Here is a 20,834-nt window from a genome sequence, read left to right on the forward strand (position 1 = left end):
GCGCTACCTGTTTGGAGGAATTGAATAGGTCATGGTGGAGTGTGCAACCGGCTCTTCGGCGACTTCGGAGTAAACGAACACTTCGCCCACACCCATGGTTCGGCCGACTTTCAGCATGGTAGCCCGAGCCCAGATGGGCTGATGGGCCACTGGCTTGCGGAGAAAGTTGATGTTCAGGTTGGTGGTTACCGCCAGGGGAACCAGGCCAATCTTGCTCAACAGCGCCGCATAAAGGGTGACGTCCGCCAGTCCCATCATGGCCGGCCCGGAGACAGTTCCCCCGGGCCTGAGGTGCTCCTCATCCACTTCCAGCTTCATCTCTGCCCAGCCATCCCCGAGCTTCTGCAGGGTGCCGTAGGCGGCCCCCTGCGGAAACTCCTCGTCGAGGAAGGCCTGCAGCTCTTCAAACGTAATGATCATGCGCCGATTTCTTCCTTGGCCTGATTACGCAGAACGAACCGCTGTATTTTGCCACTGGGCGTCTTGGGCAGTTCATCAACAAACTCGATTTCCCGGGGGAAGGCGTGGGTGGAGAGTCTGCGACGCACCAGTTCCTGAAGCTCATCTTTCAGGGCCTGTTCATCTCCGACGGCATAATCGCCCTTGATCACCACATAGGCCTTGATAATGGAGCCGCGCTTCTCATCGGGCTTGCCGACAACACCTGACTCCGCCACAGCGGCGTGCTCCAGCAAGGTGCTTTCCACGTCGGCGGGGCCCACGCGGTAGCCGGCGGTGGTGATGATGTCATCGTCCCGGCCGCTGAAGGAGAAGTTGCCGTTGCCGTGATTGATAACCATGTCGCCGGTGAGGTAGTAACCGTTCACAAACGGATCTTTCTCACCCCAGGTGTAACCGTCGAAATGGAAGAGCGGGGAGGCCTTCACGTCGACAGCCAGCTGCCCGACTTCGCCCTCGCCCACAACTTCGTTCTTCTCATTCAGGGCAACCACCTTGTGGCCCGGGGACGCATAGCCCATGGAACCTTCGCGGACCGGATGCGCAAGACCGTGGAAGTTGCAACAGGTCATGCCGGTTTCGGTCTGGCCGTAGTGGTCTTTCACGGGGCAGAAGTGGCGATTGCGAATCCAGTTCACCACTTCCGGGTTCAGAGGTTCACCGGCACTGCTGGCAACCCGCAGGCCCAGGTTTTCGCCTTCCGGCAGAACGTGATCGTTGGCCTTGAGCAGGCGGTAAGCCGTAGGCGCCGCTGCCAGGTTGGTGATCTTGTATTTGCGGATCATGTCGTAGGTGGATTCCGGCGTGAAACCGCCCGGGTTGAAATGGGTCGCGTGGCCCATCAGCAGGGGCCCTACCACCGCGTAGTAAAGACCGTAGGCCCAGCCAGGATCGGCCACGTTCCAGAACTTGTCGCCGTCCTGCAGATCAATGGCATACTTCATGTAGACGTAGAACGCCAGCAGTGCTTTGGCGGGAACCGCGACGCCCTTGGATTTACCGACGGTTCCGGAGGTGAACATCTGAAGGAACGGATCATCGCCCTTGATCATGACTGGCTCAAACTCGCTGGACTGGGCGGCCAGAGTTTGTTCGAAATCGGGAATGTCCGCACCAATCTCACTGGCGTTGACGCCAACAACTGGCGGGCACACCTTGACGTCGTTCAGCTTGGGGTAGTTTTCAGGGTTGGTCACTACCAGCTTGGTACAGGCTCGTTCAAAACGGTATTCGATGGCCCCGGAACCGAAGGCAGTGAACAGTGGCTGATACACGGCGCCGGCACGCAGGGTTCCGGCGATAACGATCAGCAGCTCAGGCGTGCGCGGCAGGAGTGCAGCCACCCGGTCGCCCTTCCCGATGCCTTTGGATTTCAGATAATTGGCAAAACGCGCGGAGGCCTCTTTCAGTTCGGCGAAAGTCAGGGTGCCGTCACCGCCATCCTCGGTTTCGTAGTAAAGGGCAACGCGACTGGGATCATCCGCCCACTTGTCGCAGATTTCGTGACATACGTTGAGCCCGCTATCCAGACGTCCATCCAGGATGTCCGCTTCCAGAGCAGCAGGATCGAAGTTGTTGTAAACGTCGGTATATTCCGGAAGGCTCATTCTCAACTCCTGTTGTTTTTATCATTGAAAGCACGGGTCAAGGTTTAGCACAGGCTTCACTTTACGTAAAGGTAAACTTTAGACCAAAAAGGAAGAAATCTGCGTGGTTTTATGAGGTGGAAAACCGGGCGCAGCGGGCATGCCGCGCCCGGGAAAGAGCTCCCGAACGGACCTCAGGATTGAGGGGGAAATTTTTCGGAATGGCGGCTAGACAGGATATGGTGGAGGGATCCGCACTCAACCATTGGGTCGTCACAGTTCACCACAATGTCGGAGCGGGCAATGACATAACCCTTGCCGGTGATGCTGTTCTTGATTACCTGGTATTCACCCTCTTCTTCAACGGCGGTAAATTCACCGATAAAACCGGTCTCTCTCAGGGAAACGGTTTCGAGCTTGTCGCCCGGCTTAATGTTGCCTTCGTAGTTCATCAAAGCCAGGCGGGCGGAGGTGCCAGTGCCGGTGGTGCTCCGGCAAATCACACCGGGATGCACATAGGTTGCAGACCGGGAGCGATAATAGCCTTCGGCCACATGCTCTACGGGCCCCATGAAGTGAAGGAACGGCAGTGGCCCCACGTCCCCAAGGGTGTAATGAGAAAAGCCCCGTTCGGCCTGAATGGCCTCAACAATGGCATGGGCGGTTTCCGACAGCTTGCGCTCTTCGTCCAGGGTCAGATCAAAGCCCAGACTGGACGCATCCACCAGCGCATAAAAGCCACCGCTGTAGGCCACGCTGTAGGTAATCTCACCCAACGAGGGCACGTCGATGCTGGCCTTGTAGGTGTGAATATAACTGGGCAACCCTTCACAGGTGATGGCTTCCACCACGCCGTCCTGTACGGTCGCCTCGATCTGAACCAGGCCAGCAGGAGATTCCAGGAGAAAGTTCTGATTGCCTTCCTGTTTCGGCACGATACCTGATTCCAACACTGCGGTGGCCGTGCAGATGGTGTTGGAGCCGGAGTAAATCGGGTAACCCATGACTTCCATGATGATGTAACCGGCGGCCGCTCGGGGATCCGTTGGCGGCACCAGCAAATCCACGGACATTTCGGGCACGCCATATGGCTCTTCCAACAAAAGCCGACGCAGGCCATCGGCATCATCGCGCAGGTATTCCATCTGCGCACGAACCGTATCGCCGGGCAATTGATCAATGCCACCGGTCACGATCCGGCTGACATCACCGCCGGCATGGGTATCCATCAACTGAATGGTTAGCTCGGGTTTCATCAGGCTCTCTCCAGTGACCAGGGTTGGCCGTGTTCTTCCCATTGTGAGTCGGGAACGATCACGATCTTGCCGAGATAATTGCTACCCCGGTTCACAAAGTATTCTTCTGCCCGATGCAGATCAGAGAGCCTGAAGGCACCGTGCAGAACCGGTTTCAGTTGCCCTCCCCGGATCCAGGCCATCAACTGTTCGGCCTCCTCCCGGGTGCCGTGGGATACCCCGAAGATCTGTACCTGGTAGAGGTAGATCCGGGTCCACAGGATTTCGCTGATATTGCCGCCGCTGGCGCCAGCAATACTGAGTCGCGGATAGGTGCTGCGGGCGTTCATATCAAAGATCATGGTGTCGATGAACACATCGGTCATCTCACCGCCGACCAGATCCATCACCGCATCAATGGGTTTGCCGCCAGTTTCCGCTTTCACCCGATCCACGAAGCTATCCATGTCCGAGCGATCCAGTACCGCCTCGGCACCCAGTTCCAGCAGCGCTGCCGCCTTGTCCTGTTTACTGAGGGCATAGGGAATAGCCCCCATGATCCGGCAAAGCTGGATCAGCGCGGTGCCAACGCCACCGCTGGCCCCCGTAACCAGAACCCGCTCCCCGGCCTTGATGTTGGCCGAGGTAAGCATGTGCATGGCAGTCTGATAGGAACACATGCCCATGGACGCCACTTCGGCATCTGAGAGTTCGGCATTGGGTATGTGATGAAACTGGTCCGACGGGAGCGCTACATATTCCGCATAGCCGCCGTCGGCGCCGTGACCAAAGTAATCGGGCGTGAGGTTGATGTCCCGCCGATCATTGGCGTAGATGTTGAAATCCAGCAGGCCCCGTTCACCGATTCGGGACTCATCCACCCCTTCGCCAACGGCCGCGACACGCCCGGCGATATCCGCCCCCTGAATCCGGGGAAACGTCAGCGTGGGCTTACCGCCCATCTGAAAGGATGTCATTTCGCCTTTTTTGGTGGGATAAAGCCCTTCCCGCGCCTTGCGATCGGTGTTGTTCTTCGCCGTGGCTGTGACCCGGACAAGCACCTCTCCCGGCCCGGGAGCAGGAACAGACACGTCCTGATACTCCAGTTTATCGACATCACCGTGACCGGTAAGAACCATGGCTTTCATGGTGTTCGGGATCATGGGCTGACGATCCTCCCTGTTTGCTGAATTTCGGGTATTCAGAGAGGATAGGTGAGTTTACCGGGCGTGTCAGTGCGTGTTGCGGGTATCCATTACCAGACTACCTCGCAATCACTTTATAGACTGGTCGCAGCTTGGGAATCTGCTTGAGAACCACCTGAATCACGGTCATCAAAGGCACTGCCAGAAGCACACCCACCGGCCCCCAGAGCCAGCCCCAGAAGAAGATCGAGACGAAGATGATCACCGGATTGATCGCCATCCGAAAACCATGAATCCACGGTTCGATAAAGAACCCGACCAGCGTGGTCAGGCCGAGGAACCCCAGCGGCGCAATGGCCATCATCCAGAATTCATCAAGGCTGATGGCAGAGACAATCGTCAACATGGAGATAGAGAGAATAACGCCCAGATAGGGAATAAACCGGGCAAGCCCGGCGACCAACCCCCACACAGCTGGATCCGGCAGCCCGACGGCCCAGCAGATCAGGCCCGTTGTGGTGCCGACGGCCAGATTACTCAGGCCGAGAACGCCCAGGTACTGGGCAATCTGATGCTGGGAATCGTGAGTAATCCGAAGTACGGTTTTTCGCTGATCAATCGGGAGCTGACGGACAAAGTTCTTGATCAGACGATCTCCACTGACCAACAGGAAATAGGTCAATGCCAGTGCCAATGCCAGGCCGGCAATGCCGTTTCGAGCCTTGGTCATCAACTGGCTGCGCCAGGAGTCCGTTTGCAGAACCACCGCCGTTGGCTGTTGCTGTTCTGACTCTGAGAGCTCCTCCACCGACTTTTCAACTTGCTCTGCAGATTCGGTAACCCGGGCGATCTGGCGACTGATTTCACTTTCACCGACCAGCAAGCGCGAGATGCCCTGCGGGACCTCTTCCGCCCACTTCAGCGCCGGAGTCGCCACGGCCAAAGTTATGCCGACGATTCCGGCCAGTACCAACAGGACCAGAACCAGGGAACTGATCATCCGGGGAATCCGCCACTTAACGTAAGCCTTCTTGACCAGAGGCGAGAGTAGCAGGCTTGTCATCACCGCGAGAATGATGGGCAGGACGATCTGGTGAGCGACGTACAGGGTGTACAGGATGCCCAGGCCGAATAGCCCGTAGATCGGCGTGGCAAGATCTGATGAAATCAGCGGGCGCTTGTTCTCGCCAACCGGTTCCCTATCTGTGGATTGGTCGTCCATGGTGAAGCCTGTATACCGTGGAAAAAGGCTGGCCTGGTAAATCCAGGCCAGCGTTAAAGACGGTCAGTCTACATTCACCATTGACCGGGCGCACCCAAGAGAGAGTTACGTGAGGTTCACATGAGTCGTATTTCAGCGCGATTAGCTCGCCATCTTTGGCAAAAAGGAGGTATCCACCCAGTACCGCTTGGGGTTCGTGGGGTTGATGTAAACGGGAATTGACTCGCTCTGGATATGGTCGGAGGGATCGAACCAGAGGTTGCCACTCCTGAAGACATGGACATCGGAAGTGACTGGATTTTGCCACTGGCAGACGATCTGATAGGGGCTCTTGCCGTTCATGACGATCATCTGGTTCTTTTCGACACCCTGAAACATACCCTGAACCCGTTGCCCGGTTTTGCGAAGTTTGGCAGCCCCACTGTTCCTGACAGCCGGCACAACAAACATACCGGCTCCAACCGTAAAGAAAACGCCGCCCAAACCACCGACGATCAGGGTTACTCCCCACAGCGAAAAGAAACCGTCGATTCTTGCAGACTCAGCATTGCCGGGCATGAACAACACACGAACCGTCTCTCCGCGACTATAACTCGGAGGGTTGCTCCCGCTGGATGAGAGGAACTCTGTGAGCCTGCCTTTTTCGTCTTCAAAACGGACGAGAGGATAGTAGGCATTGGAATCGCTGGATCGTGATCGAATCAGGTCGGTTACAACACCCCGCTTGGCTGTTGCGGTTTCAAGAAAGGTTGAAGTGCTCTGGAAAGAGAAAAAGGCGCCGACAAGCATGCCGACACCCACGAGTGCAAAAATCACCCGCAGCGTATTGAAGGTTTTCATATCAGTTCCTTTGAAGTTTGCTTCCTTATTTCGAAAACACCCTGTTTTCGAGCGTCGAAATTATACTTGATTCAACAGGGCTTGGAAGTCATGAGATAAGACGCGGTTCCGCCAATGGGCACAAACTGTCTCTCTGGTAATTCTGTTGCTTCAAGCAAGTTGATAGAATGCTGCTAACACATGGAGTGTTAACCCCATTGCACGGAGCAAGCATGCGTTACCTCGTTTTTTCTTTACTTGTTGTCACCTCTGCCCTTTCCGGATGCAGCCTCTATTACGAATCCCAGGCAAAAGACATGGTTCAGCGCCAGATGGACGCCATGGTTTTTGTCGAAGGTGGGGAGTTTATGATGGGGAATCCTGGGGGATGGGACGGAAGCAAAGACAGCTGGCCGCCGCATAAAGTAGTGCTGGACGATTTCTATATTCAAAAGTATGAGGTTACTCAGGGGGACTTTGAGCTGTTTATGGCGGTGACGGGGTATGAACACTCGAACAGTTCCTATGAAAGCCTTAAAGATCATTCTCCAGATCGCTTTCAATCAAGCTTCCCGGCAGTAGTTTCATGGAAAGATGCGTCGAATTTTTGCGAATGGCTTGGATCTCAGACTGGTAGAGCCGTTGAACTTCCGACAGAGGCACAGTGGGAATATGCAGCCCGAAGCGGTGGCAAACCGTTTCGCTATGCTACTGAGAACGGAGACGCGAAAGAAGGTGTAACAATGGCAGCACGCCCATCACAGTACAGACGACAGAAAAAATCACTTCCGCAGCCGCCAGGGAGCTACCCTCCAAACCTGCTTGGCCTGTACGACATGTCAGGGAATGCTGCGGAATGGGTGAGAGATTATTATCACGCCGATTATTATGAGCGTTCCCCCGTAAATAACCCTAAAGGACCCGAGAGCCCAATGATAGAAAGCTGGAGCAACGAGCCCTTCAGGGTTCTTCGAGGTGGTGACTTCAAAGATTTTTCTGGAAACACAACAGTTACAAGGCGCAAAGCTATACAACGAGTAACCAATGAAACCACCGGTTTTCGTTGTTCCCTCGCCGATAATTAAACTATCGAATCAAGCCAATTCTCTGCTCTTTGCGCTTGAGACGATTGGAACAATCGTCGCGGGAACAATTTGTAATAGTTGCTCATTAAGTCTTGAAGCGATCCCTTTCCTGATTCATTCCCGATTCTTTTTAGGACTTCGATAAACTCTCGATGACTATGAATGGTTTCAAAGATCTCGATCATAGCTTGATTAGCGATTCTTTGATGGGGATCGTCGCCGCCCAATACGGGCCTGCTATCTTGATTCAACACCGTCAGTAACTGTGCTTTAGCAGAGGGCGTCAGTACCTCCAGACGATTATTTTTGAGCACACCCTCAGCAATCTTTCGAACCTCTCCATCTGCTTGATAAAGCGACCGCCAGATTTCCGATAAGGTATCTGTCCCCTTGGCAACTATCGACGCAAAAGCTTCCTCACTGAAGGCAAACATGCTCAATAGGCGAGATAAACTTTCGAAAGCTTCCTCCGAAATCCAGTCCAAAAAACGAAAATCACTCACTTCTAAGGACCACCTAACGAACTTAACTAACTCCCAAATTTGTTCGCCATTCAGTTCTGCAGCAATACCGCCGCCCCCGCCAGGCCCTAAGACCAGCCTCCCCTTTACTGTCATGTACAACTGGCGATCCGCCAAGAACACTTTAAAGTCAAACCCCGCACCGATCCCAGTTGATATCGCGAATTCGGGTTTAACCTCTAACAAGGATCGATAACTTTGGTCGACGTCACGCTGGCTTGGGCTCAATTCAGTGACTGGAATCTCCATTTCCTGATACGCAGCCTTCCACTTGACCCCAAAGCTGGCCTCATTGCTCAAGGTCGCTCCAGCAAAAGCTTCACCATTGGTCTCTCCAGAGATACTAACGTCCCCAGGTGCGCTCGATAACTTCGCGTTTGCTGCGAGAGACAGACAGGCACCCGCGAACCCCTGAATCCGATATTCCGCGTCTGCCCTGAAGTATCCACAATGGAGCTTTATCGAATTTCCCTGATGATTTTCGTACTCGAGGAGCACCTTTGCTCCGGTCTCATCCGGCAGCCTGGCGGCAAAGGTCGCCTCACCCTGCAGGAGACTGTACGCTCCTTGCATTTGGGTACCAATATAGGCATGGCCCTTCTCGGGCTCGTAGTTGGCTTCCAGGCTGCACTGCGCGGCAAACCGGAACATCTGGGCTTCGGCACTTGCGGCGAAACGACCATCTTCGGTTGAAGCTTCTTTTTTAAGTAATTCAATTTCCAACTGGTTAAAGAAGTTGTCCTCTTTGCTCTTCCACTCTGCAAACTTCACCTTGAGCGACCGGTCGTTCTTAAGGCCGTTTTTCGCCTCGTCCCAGGCTCGTTCAAAGTCGGAAGCACTCATCACTGCACGAACATCCGAAGTCTTGAGCGCCTTCCAGTTACCGCGCAATTGATTCAGAACCTCCTGGCGGGCGTAGCGATAACCCGCGCCACCGGTATGCTTAAGTTCAACCAGTGGGCGAGACTTCATCGAGCCGGTGTTCGGCTTGGCGAGAACATCGACGGCCGAAGGCGGACTGGTTTCCACCAAACGCCTAAGGGTTTTCTCTATATCTACGATAAGATCCCGTCGTTCCTGCTGTTCGTTACGGTGCTTTTCGACTTCTTCATGGTGGATTACGTTCCAAAGCCGGACGACCCAGGACACTCTCGCTGCATATTCGTTGACGTAATCCATGTAGGGAATCAGCTCATCATCGAGCTCGTTCAGTCGCTTCTTTTTGTCTACCAAAGACTGAAGATCAGCCTCAGCAATGAAATCCGGCCAACGCGTGTATTTCTTCAGCTCCTGGGTTTCATGTTTGAGCCTTTGCACTTGATGGCTATCTGCGTCCTGATCGTTCTGAACCATCCGATACTGAAGCTCAGCCTCCAAAGCCGCCCTGAGGAACCTGAGCCTCTCGTCCATTTCATCCAGATCTTGCTTACTGGCTTCAGTTATTAGCTCGTGGGCCTCAACCTTTGCCTTCACTCCAGGCAGTGTCGCTTCCAGTTCGGCACAAAGCGTTGTGAAAACTCTTACTGAGAGCAGATCTTTCCTTTCAGTTAGGTTGGCTTGGCTCGCGGGCAACAGAATCTGGCTTCGGATCTGGTTGATCTCATATTCAATCCGTTTTTCTCTACGGCGCTGATGCTCGAGTCGTTGTCGCTCTCGTTTCCAGCGGGCCTCGTAGTCATTGAGCAGCTCCTTTGCTGTAGAACTTTGCTCAGTTTCGGGGAGTGCCCCCAACTTTCGAAGGCTGCCCCAAGCCTTTTCGCGCGCAGCAGGTATATCCTCTTCAGGCCCCGCCTCGGCCCTTTTCAACTCAGCCAAAGGCTTGTTGAGAGTCTCAATCTCCCTATACAGATCCTGCAGCTGAGTGCGGCTAAGCGCATAAACCGTGTCCTCCTCACCAGTGACATGAACAAGCGCTTCGCACTCGATCGAGCACTGAGAGCACTCGAGATCATCTTTTGTATCATCGTTAGCCGACTGCGCTGCCGGAAGTACACCCCGATCAGCGGAGTTTTCAGGGACAGTTAGATTCCAGCCAGCCTCTATGTGGTTCACATCCTTGATAATCGGGTTCTCACTTTTGATCGCATCTAACGAGACTTGATATTTCGAAGCAATAGCTGAGAGTGTCTCTCCTGACTGAACTTCATGCTGTGGCATCCTTGCCCTCCAATATGCTCTCCATCGCATTCAAACGGTCCGCCGGCGTCATCTCCGACCTTCTAATCACTTCCTGAACATCTGCCCTAGCAATCGGATCAGAGCCAATGCGGATGCAAAGTCTTAACCAACGCTCTTGTAAAGAAACAGTTTCAAAACCAAGTTTCGAGGCTCTCTGAAGCTGCTCCAAAACCCAGACTCTTCGGTCTCCGGTTTCAGGCAAATAATCCCGATAGACTTGCTCATAGACCATTGCACGATCAGCCGATCTGAAGGCCGGCAACTCGGAGAGTTCAGCCTGAACCAACGAAGGTTGTTCAGGGAGCTCTTCCTTTATGGCGTTGTCAGGCGACCGGTATCCATGCCAACCAGACCCGTTATGCCAGTAGATCGTCACACCGGAACTAATGATCTGTTTTTCTCGCCCTGCAAAAGCCGCCAGCAATGGACGAAAAGATCTTGGATCGTAAAATCGAAAAAGGCGCTCATCTGACTTTCCAAGGGCTAGCAACCATCCCTGAGCCCAATTGAAGACACATGTCGAGCTTTCCGGCGAGTCAATGACGATTCCCAGCGGCATAAAGCTCAATTTCTCTTTAAGCTTTTTATGAAATTGGGTGTCTCCATTGAACGCTAGGAGTATGGGTCCCTGATTCCATGAGGCCTGCCATCGGGTATTCTCCAGAAGGCTCCACCACTGAACCGAGCCGTGCTGATCAGCTTCGTAAAGAAACCTGAGGAAGCGATCGTCGACCGCAAGGTCAATGATGGCAAAGTCCGCGCTGGAGGGTTCCTGGGCCAGCAAGTCCAGACTATCAAGCGTGCTGATGTAGTTTGCAGCGTCCATTCTCGTCAAACTCACAATCGGAAACGACTGGCGCTCCCTGGTTGGCTGATTCCTTCAGCAGTGTTGAGTGATCTGCCAGAACCTGCGGAGCACTCTTTCCTGTATCACGTTGGTCGGTTTCCTCTAGCTGCGCAGCGCCCGAACTTCCGTCTTGGCCAACAATGCCGGCAGGCAGCGCAGGGGCTTTATCTGCCACCCCACTTCCACTCCCTGGCCCACCACCGGAATTCATTCGGACTGAGGGTCCGGACACCGTCACGCCACTGGGATCCAGCTTCAGAAAGCTGCCTCCAGCCTTGAGCGTGAGTTCGGCGCCTGCCTCAATTACCACTTTCATGCCCGCCTTGTGGTGGATCTCGGTGCCGGCTTCAACGAGCTGGTTTTTGCCCTGCTTGCTGTGAAGACTGCCACCGACCGATAGGCTGTAATCGCTTCCGACCGATTCACGCTGTTCGCCATCGACCGTGCGGTGCTCATTGCCTTTCACGTGAGTGAAATCGTGGTTTTCGACCGTACGGTGACTGTCGTTCCGAATCACCTCCGTGCGGTTATTCTCGGTGAGCAGGTCCAGGTCTTTCTGGGCGTGAACGTAGATCTGTTCCTGGCCCGCCTCATCCTCAAACCGCAGTTCGTTGCTGCCCTCGCCTTTGTGGGTTTTGGTTTTAAGGGTGGTGCGGGTTTTGTGTTCCGGCAGCCCGTAGGGTGGCGTGTTGGAGATGTGATGGGTTCGCCCGGTGATGATGGGCTGGTCCGGGTCGCCATCCAGGAAGGAGACAATCACTTCGTGGCCGATTCGTGGCAAGGCCATGAAGCCATACTGCCCGCCGGCCCAGCCCTGACTGACTCGGAGCCAGGCGCTGCTGTGCTCATCATTCTTTGAATATCGATCCCAGGGAAAGCGCACTTTCACCCGACCATATTCGTCGCAGTGGATCTCCTCGCCTTCCGGGCCGGTAACAATCGCGATTTGCGGGCCGTCCATAAGAGGACGGTGGGCCCTCTGCGGTATCCAGGTCAGATCGGCCGGTATTGCATTGAACTGGTTGTGGTAAGTGGTGGGTTCGCTGCCTCCCTCTTCTTCCAACGCCTGGGGCTGAGAACCAGTATGAGTAACTTCGGTTAGCAGCCATTCCCGGTTCAAGCCGGCGCTGTCATGTTCTTTCAGTTCAACCTTGGCGCCGACGCTGAAGTCCGGGCGATTGCTCTCACCGGATGCGGTACTGGCATCATTACGCAGAGACTGAAGTCTGGCTTCGGTAAACGGCTGGCCACTGACATCGGCCTTGAAGCGGCCGGGGTAATCGTAGTGCTGGTAGTCTTCCCGGTGCTTCAGGTCGCCGGAAGCATGCTGATGCATCAGACTATAGGCGGGATTCTTAAAGGTATAATCCTTCATGGCCACAGAGGCCACCCGCACCCGCTCTTCATATCGAAATCGGTACACGACCGGGCGCCTGCTGCTGCCGCCGGCTTTGGCGTTATATTCTGCCGGCTCAAGCTTCGGTGCATCGCCATGATGGTCGGCGATTATAAGCGCCGGCTGTGTTTCTGCGTCCACGCTCCCGTGTTCATACCTGTAATGCCAACCCTCTTCAGCCGCAAGGCGTTCGAGGAAGGCCAGGTCGCTTTCTCGATGCTGAACACAATACTCCCGCTGCTCTGGAGTGCGTTTCAGATCGAAAACCGAGTCGATAATGCCGCGCTCTTCCAGCAAAGTTCGCGCGATGACCTCGGTACTTTGGGTCTGAAAGATCCGGCTATTGTGCATCAGGCCCAGGCGCCAGAGCGGCGGCTGGATGATTAGTTCATAGCGGGTTCGCCGATGACCGGCATCGCCCCGAACGAATTCGTTGACCACACCGGTGAAGCGCCTGAGCGGCTCGCCATCCTGCCAGACCACAAGATCCACCGGTTGCTCAAGAATTTCCGCGGCCTGAATTGACGGATCGGTGCTGGCCAGCTCAAGCCGACCGTAAAAAACCTCGGACAGGCGTTCGGTCAGGGTAAAGCCAACAAGTGAAAAAATATCAGAGGGGAGACCGCCAACACGGACGGTGAACTGCAATCCATTTGCCTGGGGCATGTCTTCAATCCTTTGAAGTCATCAATCCGGATGATTCTGCTACAGAAACTGCACTATCCCTGGCAGCTCTTCCATCGTAGCGGGTGAAACATTAACAGCGTATTCGCGGTTATTCAACGAAAAGACCAAACGTTACTTACTCGCCTCCTGAAGCGAACGATACCATTCGGCGTAAGGCGTGTTCTCGATCTTGCATTGGGTGTAGTCCGGTTCGCCATCAGACCACCAAACCGGCCCGCGCTCACCCAGGGCGCGCTTGGCCTGATCCACCTGTTGCCGAGCCTCACGCTCCTGACTCTCATCGCGGGACGCTCTCGCATCGCGCACCTTCCGGCGAGCAGACATCAGGCGCTTGACCTGGTCCCGATACACCTGCTCCGGAAGATCGGGATTCGAACAACGCCACAGGCGCCCCTTTACCACAAGGTAGCGCCCGTCCGGCGTTTTGATCGTGTCCTTACCCAATCTTTATTCAGGCTTGTAAAGCCGCTGGATGCTGGAGAAATCCAGGCTGCCATTACCCTGCCCGGCGTGCAGCTGGAACAGGTTACGGGCCAGAGAGCCCATGGGAATAGAGGCCTGGTTCTTCACAGCGTTGTCGAAGGCCAAACCCAGATCCTTGGTCATCAGGTTCACCAGGAAACCGCCTTCGTAGTTACGGGACGCGGGTACACCTTCCATCACTCCCGGCCAGGGGTTATAGACGTTCAACGCCCAGTTGCCACCGGAGCTCTGCTTCATGATTTCCGACAGCACCGCCGGATCCAGACCGTTCTTCACGCCGAGCGCCAACGCCTCGCTGGTGCCAGACATGAGAATGGCCAACAGCATGTTGTTGCAGATCTTGGCCACCTGGCCGGAACCGTGATCACCGGCGTGGAAAATGTTCTTGCCCATGGCATCGAGAATCGGCTTGGCCTTGTTGAAGGCCTCTTCCGAACCGCCACAAATGAACGTCAGGGTACCGGCCTTGGCACCGCCAACGCCGCCAGAGACTGGCGCATCGAGGAATGGAATGTCCTTGGCACGTGCCACTTCGGCAACGCCCCGGGCTGTTTCCGGTGCGATGGTGGAAGAATCGATGACCAGGGTGCCGGCCGGCAGTTTTGCCAGCAGACCATCGTCCCCCAGGTATACCGCTTCCACATGCTGGCCGGCCGGCAGCATGGTGATGACGCACTCTGCGCCGTTGGCTGCTTCGTGGGCGGTGTCTGCCGTTTTCGCGCCCTCGGACACCAGGGCGGCAACAGCGTCTTTGGACAGATCGAATACGGTGACCTCGTGGCCCGCTTTCACGAGGTTGCTGGCCATGGGGCCGCCCATATTACCGAGGCCGATGAAGGTAATTTTTGCCATGCCTTTTCTCCTTGTTCTTGTAATAGATCAGCTAAAAAAGTCGTCGATCCACGCACTATCCATTTCCGCAAGAGACGCATAGCGCCAGCGGGGCTGCTGATCCTTGTCGATCAGAAGCGCGCGGATACCTTCGGCGAATTCGCCCTTGGTGAGGCACTTGGTGGAAAGTACCAGTTCCTTGTCGAGCACCTCTTTCAGGCTGTTGTGTTTGCAACCGTGCAGGTGCCGCCAGACCAGAGCCAGAGATGTGGGTGACGCACTCGCCAGGGAGCGGGTTGCTTTTGCCACCCATCCGTCGCCTCCGGACAGTTCTTTCAACTGGCTAACCGTTGCTTCCAGGGAGTCCGCATCGGTTACCCGGTTGATCTCATCGAAATGCGTACGAACCGGTGATTCCGGCATGGCGTCGGCACTCTCACGCTCGAATTGACGGAGCACGCTGCCAACCACGGCATGGGGATCGTCGCCCTGCCAGTCACGCTTGCAGAGTTCAGCAACAACATCGGCCTTCAGATCATGCCGGATGAAGCGATCCGCCAGCCCCGTGAAAACTGCATCGGCACCGTTGAGACGGGCGCCGGTCAGCCCCAGAAACAGGCCTGTGCGGCCGGGGGTCCGGTTAAGGAACCAGCCGGCGGCGACATCGGGGTATAGGCCGATAGTGATCTCGGGCATGGCGAGTTTCGAGCCTTCGGTTACCACCCGGTGGGAAGCGCCCTCCATAATGCCCATGCCGCCACCCATCACGATGCCATGTCCCCAGCATACGATCGGTTTCTGGAAAGTATGGATCAGGTAATCCAGCTCATATTCCTCATTGAAGAACGCCTCGCCCTCGCTCGCACCCTGCGGCTCAGTCATGCTGCGATACAGCGCGACGATGTCTCCACCGGCGCAGAACGCCTTGTCGCCTTCAGATTCCAACCAGACAGCCTGGATTGCAGGATCTTCCGCCCAGCGCTTCAGTTGCGGCGTCAGTAACCGGATCATCTCCAGAGACAGCGAGTTCAGCGCCTTCGGCGTATTCAATCGGGCCACGGCGATCAGCGTGCCGTCGCCCGTTTTCCATTCTTCAAAGACAATGGGTTGATCACTCATAACAGGTCCTTGAGCCAGCCTTTTCCAGCCGGCTTCAGCGGTTTTTCCATTCCGGTTTGCGCTTGTCGAGAAATGCGTTTACGCCTTCTTTCTGGTCTTCGGTGGAGAACAGCTCGACAAACAGTTCCCGCTCCATGCGCCAGCCGTCGTCGTGGCTGCGGCCATCACGGGCGCTCATTACCAGGGTCTTGCACCGGGCGGTAGACGACGGGCTCTGCTGGCACGCCATTTCCGCCAGCTCCAGCGCCTTATCAAGGCTCTGTCCGCTCGGCACCACTTCCTCAACCAGGCCGATCCGCAGTGCGGTATCAGCTTTTACCCGCTCACCGCACAGAATCATCCGCTTGGCCCAGCCCTCACCTACCAACCAGGGCAGGTTCTGGGTACCACCGGCGCAGGGTAGCAAGCCAACGCCGGCCTCGGGCAGCGCCATCTGGGCGTGCTCTTCGGCAATGCGGATGTCGCAAGCCATGGCGCATTCCAGGCCACCACCCATGGCATAGCCATTCACGGCGGCGATGGAGACACCCCGGAAACGACCAAGCGTGGAAAAGGCCTCGCCAAACAGTTGGGCCATCTCATTGGCCCGTGCCTTGTCGCCATCGGCGAAGGTTTTCAGATCGGCGCCGGCGGAATAGAACTTCTCGCCTTGCCCGGTCATCACCAGGGCAAAGATGTCCCGGTCTTCGTTCAGTTCATTGACGATTTTCGTCAGGGCAATCAGGGAATCCTTTGTCCAGGTGTTAGCCGGTGGATTATTGATAGTCAGTACCGCGATGTGTCCGCGTTTTTCGAGCTGAATCAGGTCACTCATTTCTTATTCCTCATCCTGAAAATGGGGCCAGACGAAATCGTCATCTGGCCCCATTTCTATGCTTATTGAATTGCCTCAGCCACGCCGTCATCGAGTAGGCGACGGGCAACAATCAGACGCATGATTTCGTTGGTGCCTTCCAGAATCTGGTGCACGCGCAGGTCGCGCAGGTAACGCTCAAGCGGATATTCGCGAATGTAGCCATAGCCGCCGTGAAGCTGCAGCGCTTCGTTGACCACCTCGAAACAGGCATCGGTGGCGAAACGCTTGGCCATGGCACAGTGCAGTGTCGCTTCCGGATCGGCGTTGTCGAGCTTGAACGCGCCAAGGCGAACCATCTGCCGCGCGGCAACCAGATTGGTGGCCATGTCGGCCAGCTTGAACTGCAAGGCCTGAAAAGCAGCCAGCGGTTTGCCGAACTGTTCGCGCTCATGCATGTAGTTTCGGGCGCGGAGAAGAGCCGCCTGACCACCGCCTAGGGAGCAGGTAGCAATGTTCAGCCGGCCGCCATCGAGGCCTTTCATGGCGATGGCAAACCCATCACCTTCGTCACCCACCCGGTTGCTGGCCGGAATGCGGACATTCTCGAGGCTGATCATCCGGGTCGGTTGACTGTGCCAGCCCATTTTCTCTTCGTTCTTGCCGTAGGAAACGCCATCGGCATCTGCAGGAATCACGAAGGTGGAAATGCCTTTATAACCGGAATCCGGCGCTCCGGTCCGGGCCATCAGCACCAGAATATCGGTGGCACCGGCGCCGGAAATAAATACCTTGCTGCCGGTGATCACATAGCTGTCGCCATCCCGCACGGCCTTGGTGCGAAGGCTGGCCGCGTCTGAACCGGCACCCGGCTCGGTCAGGCAGTAGGAGGCGAGCCATTCGCCACTGGCCAGCTTAGGCACGATTTCCTGCTTGAGATCATCAGACGCAAAGCTGGCGACCATCCAGGTAGCCATATTGTGGATGGTGATAAACGCAGCGGTTGAAGGACACGCAGCGGCGAGTTCCTCCACGATAACCGACGTATCCAGACGGGAAAGGCCCATGCCGCCGAGTGCTTCGGGCGTGTACATACCCATGAAACCCATCTCTCCGGCTTCCTTCATCACATCGACCGGAAAGATATGCTCGTCATCCCACTTCGCCGCATGGGGTGCCATGGATTTTTCAGCGAACGCCCGAGCCGCTTCGCGAAACGCCAGCTGATCTTCGGTGAGGTTAAAGTCCATCGTTACGCTCCAGATAGAGAAGGCTTGGCATTGGGCAGGGAAAACAAGGGGCCGGAAACAGGTTCCGGCCCAAATACCCCACCTTCAACGCAATTAACGCAACTGGATAGAGAAGTTAGCTTCGGTGCTGGTTGCTTCACTGGAGAACCAGCGGGAGGTAACCGTCTTGGTCTCAGTGTAGAAGCGAACCGCCTGCTTGCCGTAGGCATGCTGGTCACCGTAGAAGGAACCTTTCCAGCCGGTGAACGAGAAGAACGGCAGGGGCACCGGAATGGGGATATTCACGCCCACCTGTCCTACATCGATTTCATGCTGGAAGCGACGTGCGGCACCGCCGGAGCTGGTAAAGATGGACACACCGTTGCCGTACGGGCTCTTGTTGACCAGTTCGATGGCATCACCGAGGGTGTCGGTTTCGACGCAGGACAGCACGGGGCCGAAGATCTCTTCGTTGTAGATGTCCATGTCGGTGGTTACACCGGAGAACAGCGTCGGACCAACCCAGTTGCCGTCCGGCAAACCATCTACTGTGCAACCACGGCCGTCCAGCAGGAGCTTGGCGCCCTGGGCTTCGCCAGTCGCAATAAGAGATTCAATGCGGTCCTTCGCCTTGGCGGAGATGATCGGGCCATAGCTGGCACCGGAGTCGTTCCACGCGCCGGGACGCACTTTAGCCATGGCTTCTTTCAGCTCGGGGATCCACTGCTGGGCTTCGCCCACGAAAACGGCGACGGAAATTGCCATGCAGCGCTGGCCGGCAGCACCTACTGAAGCACCAACCAGGGCATTGATCACCTGCTGCTTGTCAGCGTCCGGCAGGATCACCATATGGTTCTTGGCGCCGGCAAAGCTCTGTACACGCTTCATGTTGCGGGTGCCGGTTTCGTAAATGTAACGGCCGACTGGCACAGAACCTACAAAAGAGACGGCCTTGATGGCGGGATCAGTCAGCAGTACGTCAACCTGCTCCTTGCCACCGTGAACCACCTGCAAAACGCCCTTGGGCGCACCGGCTTCTTCAAACAGCTCTGCCAGGCGCATAGGCGTCAGCGGATCCTGTTCGGACGGTTTCAGGATAAAGGTGTTGCCGCAGGCAATGGCCATCGGGAACATCCACAGCGGAATCATGGCCGGGAAGTTGAACGGGGTGATACCCGCGCAGACGCCCAGCGGCTGGATCCAGGAATGGGTATCCACCTCGCGAGCCACGTTTTCAACGGTTTCGCCCATCATCATGGAAGCGACGTTGGCAGCGTGCTCGACCACTTCAATGCCGCGCCAGACATCACCTTTGGCGTCATCAAAGGTCTTGCCGGTTTCCTGTGCCAGGATTTCGGCGATCTCATCATGATGCTCTTTCAGCAGAGCCTGGTAACGGAGCATAACCCGGGCGCGCTCAGAGACAGGCACTTCCTTCCAGGTCTTGAACATTTCGCCGGCGCTTTCGATGGCCTTGCGCATTTCCGCATCGGTGGTGCAAGGCGCCTTGGCAATCACTTCGTTGGTGGCGGGGTTGGTAACGTCGATCCATTCACTGGTTTGGCTATCGACGAACTCACCTGCGAGATACAGCGGTACATTTTTCATGTTGATGTCCCTGTTTGTTGTTGTGCGGGAAGCCGGCCAGAACCAAAGGGTTGCGGCCACGTTTAACCAAAGGCTAGCACGGGATCGACCAAGGGGCGATTGACTAAATTTCGCCCGTAATGGACTATCTTTCGATTAAGCCTAAAAACAAAAGACCTGAAATGACCCAAACCTCACAGTGGCCGGTGCCCAAAGACAGCATTCGCTACGTCGTGCCTGAACCAATCATCCGACTGCTGGCGAGCCATCCGCTCACCCGGGATCTTTACCCGCTGGCGTTCGGCCACTATCGGCGCGCCGTAGGCCATCACATGCACCGGGAGCACCATCACGACAATCTTTTGATCTACTGTACCGAGGGCCGGGCGTTCCTGAACGTCGGCGGTGAGCCCTACACGGTGGAGGCTGGCGACCTGCTGCTTTTGCCGGCCGGCGCCAACCACCGCTATACCGCCGATCCGGACAATCCATGGACCATTCACTGGGTGCACTACACCGGACCATTGGCTGAGGATTTCCGACACTATATGGGTTTTGACGGCCCGACCCGCATTCGCCACATGGGCCGCCAACCCCGGCTTCTGGTTGACTTCAATGGTCTGCTGTCGGTGCGGCAGACCGGTTTCCGGGTCCGCGGCCTTATCCACGCGGCCAACCGGCTACGGCAACTGTTAGCGGCGGTTCCGATCAACGCCGACGAGACCGGGCATGAACGGCAGGCCGAGCTGGAAACCATCCACAACTATATGCGGGAGCACCTGGATGAGCGTATCAGCCTGGAGCAATTGGCTGACCTTGCCGGCCTGTCCCCCGCCCATTTCGCCACCCGCTATCGGGAGCAGACCGGAACCTCCCCGATCCAGCACTTCCTGCACCTCAAGGTAGAGCGGGCGTGCCAGATGCTGGATAACAGCAGCCTGAGTTTTGCCGACATCAGCCGACGGCTGGGCTACGACGACGCCTACTATTTTTCGCGGCTTTTCAAAAAGGTAATGGGCCAGTCGCCCCGGGACTACCGGCATACTGCGCGGCACTGAACGGTCAGTCCGGGCCAGATTGAAACCTGCCGCTTTCTACGACTTTTGTTGTAGGAGCCAAGGGTTTAGGCTTGGTGTATCGAACGACAAAAAGAGTGAGCTGATGGCCATGTACACCATAGAAATTGATGAAACCTTCGATGTACCGCGACGAAGGGTCTTTGCCCTGTTCGCCGACCACCACCGTTTTGGAAAACTGCTGGGTGCGCCCGTAAAACGCATCAAGGACAGCGACCAGGCCGATCCCAATGGCATTGGTTCCGTCCGTAAGATCGGCATCGGGCCGGTGGGGCTGGAAGAAACCGTGACCAACTTCGAGCCGGATTCACTGATCGAGTACACCATCACCAGCATGAGTCCGATCCGCAATCACCTTGGCCGTATCCGGTTCGAGGACACGCCTGAAGGTCATACCCGGGTGAACTACACCATCACCTTTGAAGACATCGTGCCGTTTACCGGCAAGGTGGTCAGCAGCGCCCTGGAACAGGGCATTCGCCGCGGGATCAAACGGGTGCCCCGGCTGGCCTGATGGTCGGCAACAACAAATCGTT

General features: G+C 56.1%; 18 protein-coding genes. 3 read left to right on the forward strand and 15 right to left on the reverse strand.

What is annotated here, in order from left to right; genetic code table 11:
• Positions 1 to 3: 3 nt before the first annotated feature.
• The 6 genes from GJU83_RS12575 to GJU83_RS12600 all read right to left on the reverse strand — a co-directional run bounded on the left by GJU83_RS12575 (position 4) and on the right by GJU83_RS12600 (position 6,487).
• Complete coding sequence (locus GJU83_RS12575; RefSeq protein WP_069184242.1) at positions 4 to 420, reverse strand: PaaI family thioesterase; 417 nt, start codon at positions 418 to 420, stop codon at positions 4 to 6.
• On the reverse strand, positions 417 to 2,066 hold the full coding sequence (locus GJU83_RS12580) for an AMP-binding protein (protein WP_153634485.1): 1,650 nt from the start codon (positions 2,064 to 2,066) through the stop codon (positions 417 to 419). The genes GJU83_RS12575 and GJU83_RS12580 overlap by 4 nt, the downstream gene beginning before the upstream one ends.
• Positions 2,067 to 2,239: 173 nt before the next feature.
• Complete coding sequence (locus tag GJU83_RS12585; protein WP_153634486.1) at positions 2,240 to 3,301, reverse strand: proline racemase family protein; 1,062 nt, start codon at positions 3,299 to 3,301, stop codon at positions 2,240 to 2,242.
• Complete coding sequence (locus GJU83_RS12590) at positions 3,301 to 4,443, reverse strand: zinc-binding dehydrogenase (protein ID WP_153634487.1); 1,143 nt, start codon at positions 4,441 to 4,443, stop codon at positions 3,301 to 3,303. The genes GJU83_RS12585 and GJU83_RS12590 overlap by 1 nt, the downstream gene beginning before the upstream one ends.
• Before the next feature lie 100 nt (positions 4,444 to 4,543).
• On the reverse strand, positions 4,544 to 5,647 hold the full coding sequence (locus GJU83_RS12595; protein WP_153634488.1) for an AI-2E family transporter: 1,104 nt from the start codon (positions 5,645 to 5,647) through the stop codon (positions 4,544 to 4,546).
• A 141-nt stretch (positions 5,648 to 5,788) separates the two neighbouring features.
• On the reverse strand, positions 5,789 to 6,487 hold the full coding sequence (locus GJU83_RS12600) for a DUF3592 domain-containing protein (protein WP_153634489.1): 699 nt from the start codon (positions 6,485 to 6,487) through the stop codon (positions 5,789 to 5,791).
• A gap of 212 nt (positions 6,488 to 6,699) precedes the next feature.
• Between GJU83_RS12600 and GJU83_RS12605 the strand changes: the two genes are divergently transcribed.
• Positions 6,700 to 7,551, forward strand: a complete 852-nt coding sequence (locus tag GJU83_RS12605) for a formylglycine-generating enzyme family protein (RefSeq protein ID WP_167516403.1) — start codon at positions 6,700 to 6,702, stop codon at positions 7,549 to 7,551.
• Here GJU83_RS12605 and GJU83_RS12610 read toward each other — a convergent pair.
• The 9 genes from GJU83_RS12610 to GJU83_RS12650 all read right to left on the reverse strand — a co-directional run bounded on the left by GJU83_RS12610 (position 7,548) and on the right by GJU83_RS12650 (position 19,243).
• On the reverse strand, positions 7,548 to 10,229 hold the full coding sequence (locus GJU83_RS12610; RefSeq protein WP_167516404.1) for a LysM peptidoglycan-binding domain-containing protein: 2,682 nt from the start codon (positions 10,227 to 10,229) through the stop codon (positions 7,548 to 7,550). The genes GJU83_RS12605 and GJU83_RS12610 overlap by 4 nt on opposite strands.
• Positions 10,216 to 11,076: a DUF4123 domain-containing protein gene (locus GJU83_RS12615; RefSeq protein WP_153634492.1), complete on the reverse strand. Its 861-nt coding sequence runs from the start codon at positions 11,074 to 11,076 to the stop codon at positions 10,216 to 10,218. Before GJU83_RS12615 ends, GJU83_RS12610 begins: the two co-directional genes overlap by 14 nt.
• A complete protein-coding gene (locus GJU83_RS12620) occupies positions 11,045 to 13,159 on the reverse strand; it encodes a type VI secretion system Vgr family protein (protein WP_153634493.1) in 2,115 nt (704 codons plus the stop codon). The genes GJU83_RS12615 and GJU83_RS12620 overlap by 32 nt, the downstream gene beginning before the upstream one ends.
• Positions 13,160 to 13,291: 132 nt before the next feature.
• Positions 13,292 to 13,624, reverse strand: a complete 333-nt coding sequence (locus GJU83_RS12625; protein ID WP_069184230.1) for a hypothetical protein — start codon at positions 13,622 to 13,624, stop codon at positions 13,292 to 13,294.
• Between the two features lie 3 nt (positions 13,625 to 13,627).
• Entirely contained in the window at positions 13,628 to 14,515 is an 888-nt protein-coding gene (gene mmsB / locus GJU83_RS12630; protein WP_069184229.1) for a 3-hydroxyisobutyrate dehydrogenase, read from the reverse strand.
• 27 nt (positions 14,516 to 14,542) lie between these two features.
• A complete protein-coding gene (locus tag GJU83_RS12635) occupies positions 14,543 to 15,613 on the reverse strand; it encodes an enoyl-CoA hydratase/isomerase family protein (RefSeq protein ID WP_069184228.1) in 1,071 nt (356 codons plus the stop codon).
• Between the two features lie 34 nt (positions 15,614 to 15,647).
• Complete coding sequence (locus GJU83_RS12640; RefSeq protein ID WP_069184227.1) at positions 15,648 to 16,427, reverse strand: enoyl-CoA hydratase; 780 nt, start codon at positions 16,425 to 16,427, stop codon at positions 15,648 to 15,650.
• Positions 16,428 to 16,489: 62 nt separating this feature from the next.
• Positions 16,490 to 17,656, reverse strand: coding sequence for an acyl-CoA dehydrogenase family protein (locus GJU83_RS12645; protein WP_069184226.1), 1,167 nt, complete (start codon positions 17,654 to 17,656; stop codon positions 16,490 to 16,492).
• Between the two features lie 93 nt (positions 17,657 to 17,749).
• Positions 17,750 to 19,243, reverse strand: a complete 1,494-nt coding sequence (locus GJU83_RS12650; RefSeq protein ID WP_069184225.1) for a CoA-acylating methylmalonate-semialdehyde dehydrogenase — start codon at positions 19,241 to 19,243, stop codon at positions 17,750 to 17,752.
• Between the two features lie 161 nt (positions 19,244 to 19,404).
• Between GJU83_RS12650 and GJU83_RS12655 the strand changes: the two genes are divergently transcribed.
• Together GJU83_RS12655 and GJU83_RS12660 are read left to right on the forward strand one after the other, a co-directional pair.
• Positions 19,405 to 20,280: an AraC family transcriptional regulator gene (locus GJU83_RS12655; RefSeq protein ID WP_069184224.1), complete on the forward strand. Its 876-nt coding sequence runs from the start codon at positions 19,405 to 19,407 to the stop codon at positions 20,278 to 20,280.
• Positions 20,281 to 20,383: 103 nt separating this feature from the next.
• A complete protein-coding gene (locus GJU83_RS12660) occupies positions 20,384 to 20,812 on the forward strand; it encodes an SRPBCC family protein (RefSeq protein WP_069184223.1) in 429 nt (142 codons plus the stop codon).
• The last annotated feature ends 22 nt before the right edge of the window (positions 20,813 to 20,834 follow it).

The sequence above is a fragment of the Marinobacter salsuginis genome (genome assembly GCF_009617755.1).
Taxonomy (GTDB): Bacteria; Pseudomonadota; Gammaproteobacteria; order Pseudomonadales; family Oleiphilaceae; genus Marinobacter; species Marinobacter salsuginis.

What these genes read in the sequence shown, in the direction of transcription:
- GJU83_RS12575 (WP_069184242.1), bottom strand. Translation starts at nt 420, where the DNA reads ATGATCATTACGTTTGAAGAGCTGCAGGCCTTCCTCGACGAGGAGTTT.
- GJU83_RS12580 (WP_153634485.1), bottom strand. Translation starts at nt 2,066, where the DNA reads ATGAGCCTTCCGGAATATACCGACGTTTACAACAACTTCGATCCTGCT.
- GJU83_RS12585 (WP_153634486.1), bottom strand. Translation starts at nt 3,301, where the DNA reads ATGAAACCCGAGCTAACCATTCAGTTGATGGATACCCATGCCGGCGGT.
- GJU83_RS12590 (WP_153634487.1), bottom strand. Translation starts at nt 4,443, where the DNA reads ATGATCCCGAACACCATGAAAGCCATGGTTCTTACCGGTCACGGTGAT.
- GJU83_RS12595 (WP_153634488.1), bottom strand. Translation starts at nt 5,647, where the DNA reads ATGGACGACCAATCCACAGATAGGGAACCGGTTGGCGAGAACAAGCGC.
- GJU83_RS12600 (WP_153634489.1), bottom strand. Translation starts at nt 6,487, where the DNA reads ATGAAAACCTTCAATACGCTGCGGGTGATTTTTGCACTCGTGGGTGTC.
- GJU83_RS12605 (WP_167516403.1), top strand. Translation starts at nt 6,700, where the DNA reads ATGCGTTACCTCGTTTTTTCTTTACTTGTTGTCACCTCTGCCCTTTCC.
- GJU83_RS12610 (WP_167516404.1), bottom strand. Translation starts at nt 10,229, where the DNA reads ATGCCACAGCATGAAGTTCAGTCAGGAGAGACACTCTCAGCTATTGCT.
- GJU83_RS12615 (WP_153634492.1), bottom strand. Translation starts at nt 11,076, where the DNA reads ATGGACGCTGCAAACTACATCAGCACGCTTGATAGTCTGGACTTGCTG.
- GJU83_RS12620 (WP_153634493.1), bottom strand. Translation starts at nt 13,159, where the DNA reads ATGCCCCAGGCAAATGGATTGCAGTTCACCGTCCGTGTTGGCGGTCTC.
- mmsB (WP_069184229.1), bottom strand. Translation starts at nt 14,515, where the DNA reads ATGGCAAAAATTACCTTCATCGGCCTCGGTAATATGGGCGGCCCCATG.
- GJU83_RS12635 (WP_069184228.1), bottom strand. Translation starts at nt 15,613, where the DNA reads ATGAGTGATCAACCCATTGTCTTTGAAGAATGGAAAACGGGCGACGGC.
- GJU83_RS12640 (WP_069184227.1), bottom strand. Translation starts at nt 16,427, where the DNA reads ATGAGTGACCTGATTCAGCTCGAAAAACGCGGACACATCGCGGTACTG.
- GJU83_RS12645 (WP_069184226.1), bottom strand. Translation starts at nt 17,656, where the DNA reads ATGGACTTTAACCTCACCGAAGATCAGCTGGCGTTTCGCGAAGCGGCT.
- GJU83_RS12650 (WP_069184225.1), bottom strand. Translation starts at nt 19,243, where the DNA reads ATGAAAAATGTACCGCTGTATCTCGCAGGTGAGTTCGTCGATAGCCAA.
- GJU83_RS12655 (WP_069184224.1), top strand. Translation starts at nt 19,405, where the DNA reads ATGACCCAAACCTCACAGTGGCCGGTGCCCAAAGACAGCATTCGCTAC.
- GJU83_RS12660 (WP_069184223.1), top strand. Translation starts at nt 20,384, where the DNA reads ATGGCCATGTACACCATAGAAATTGATGAAACCTTCGATGTACCGCGA.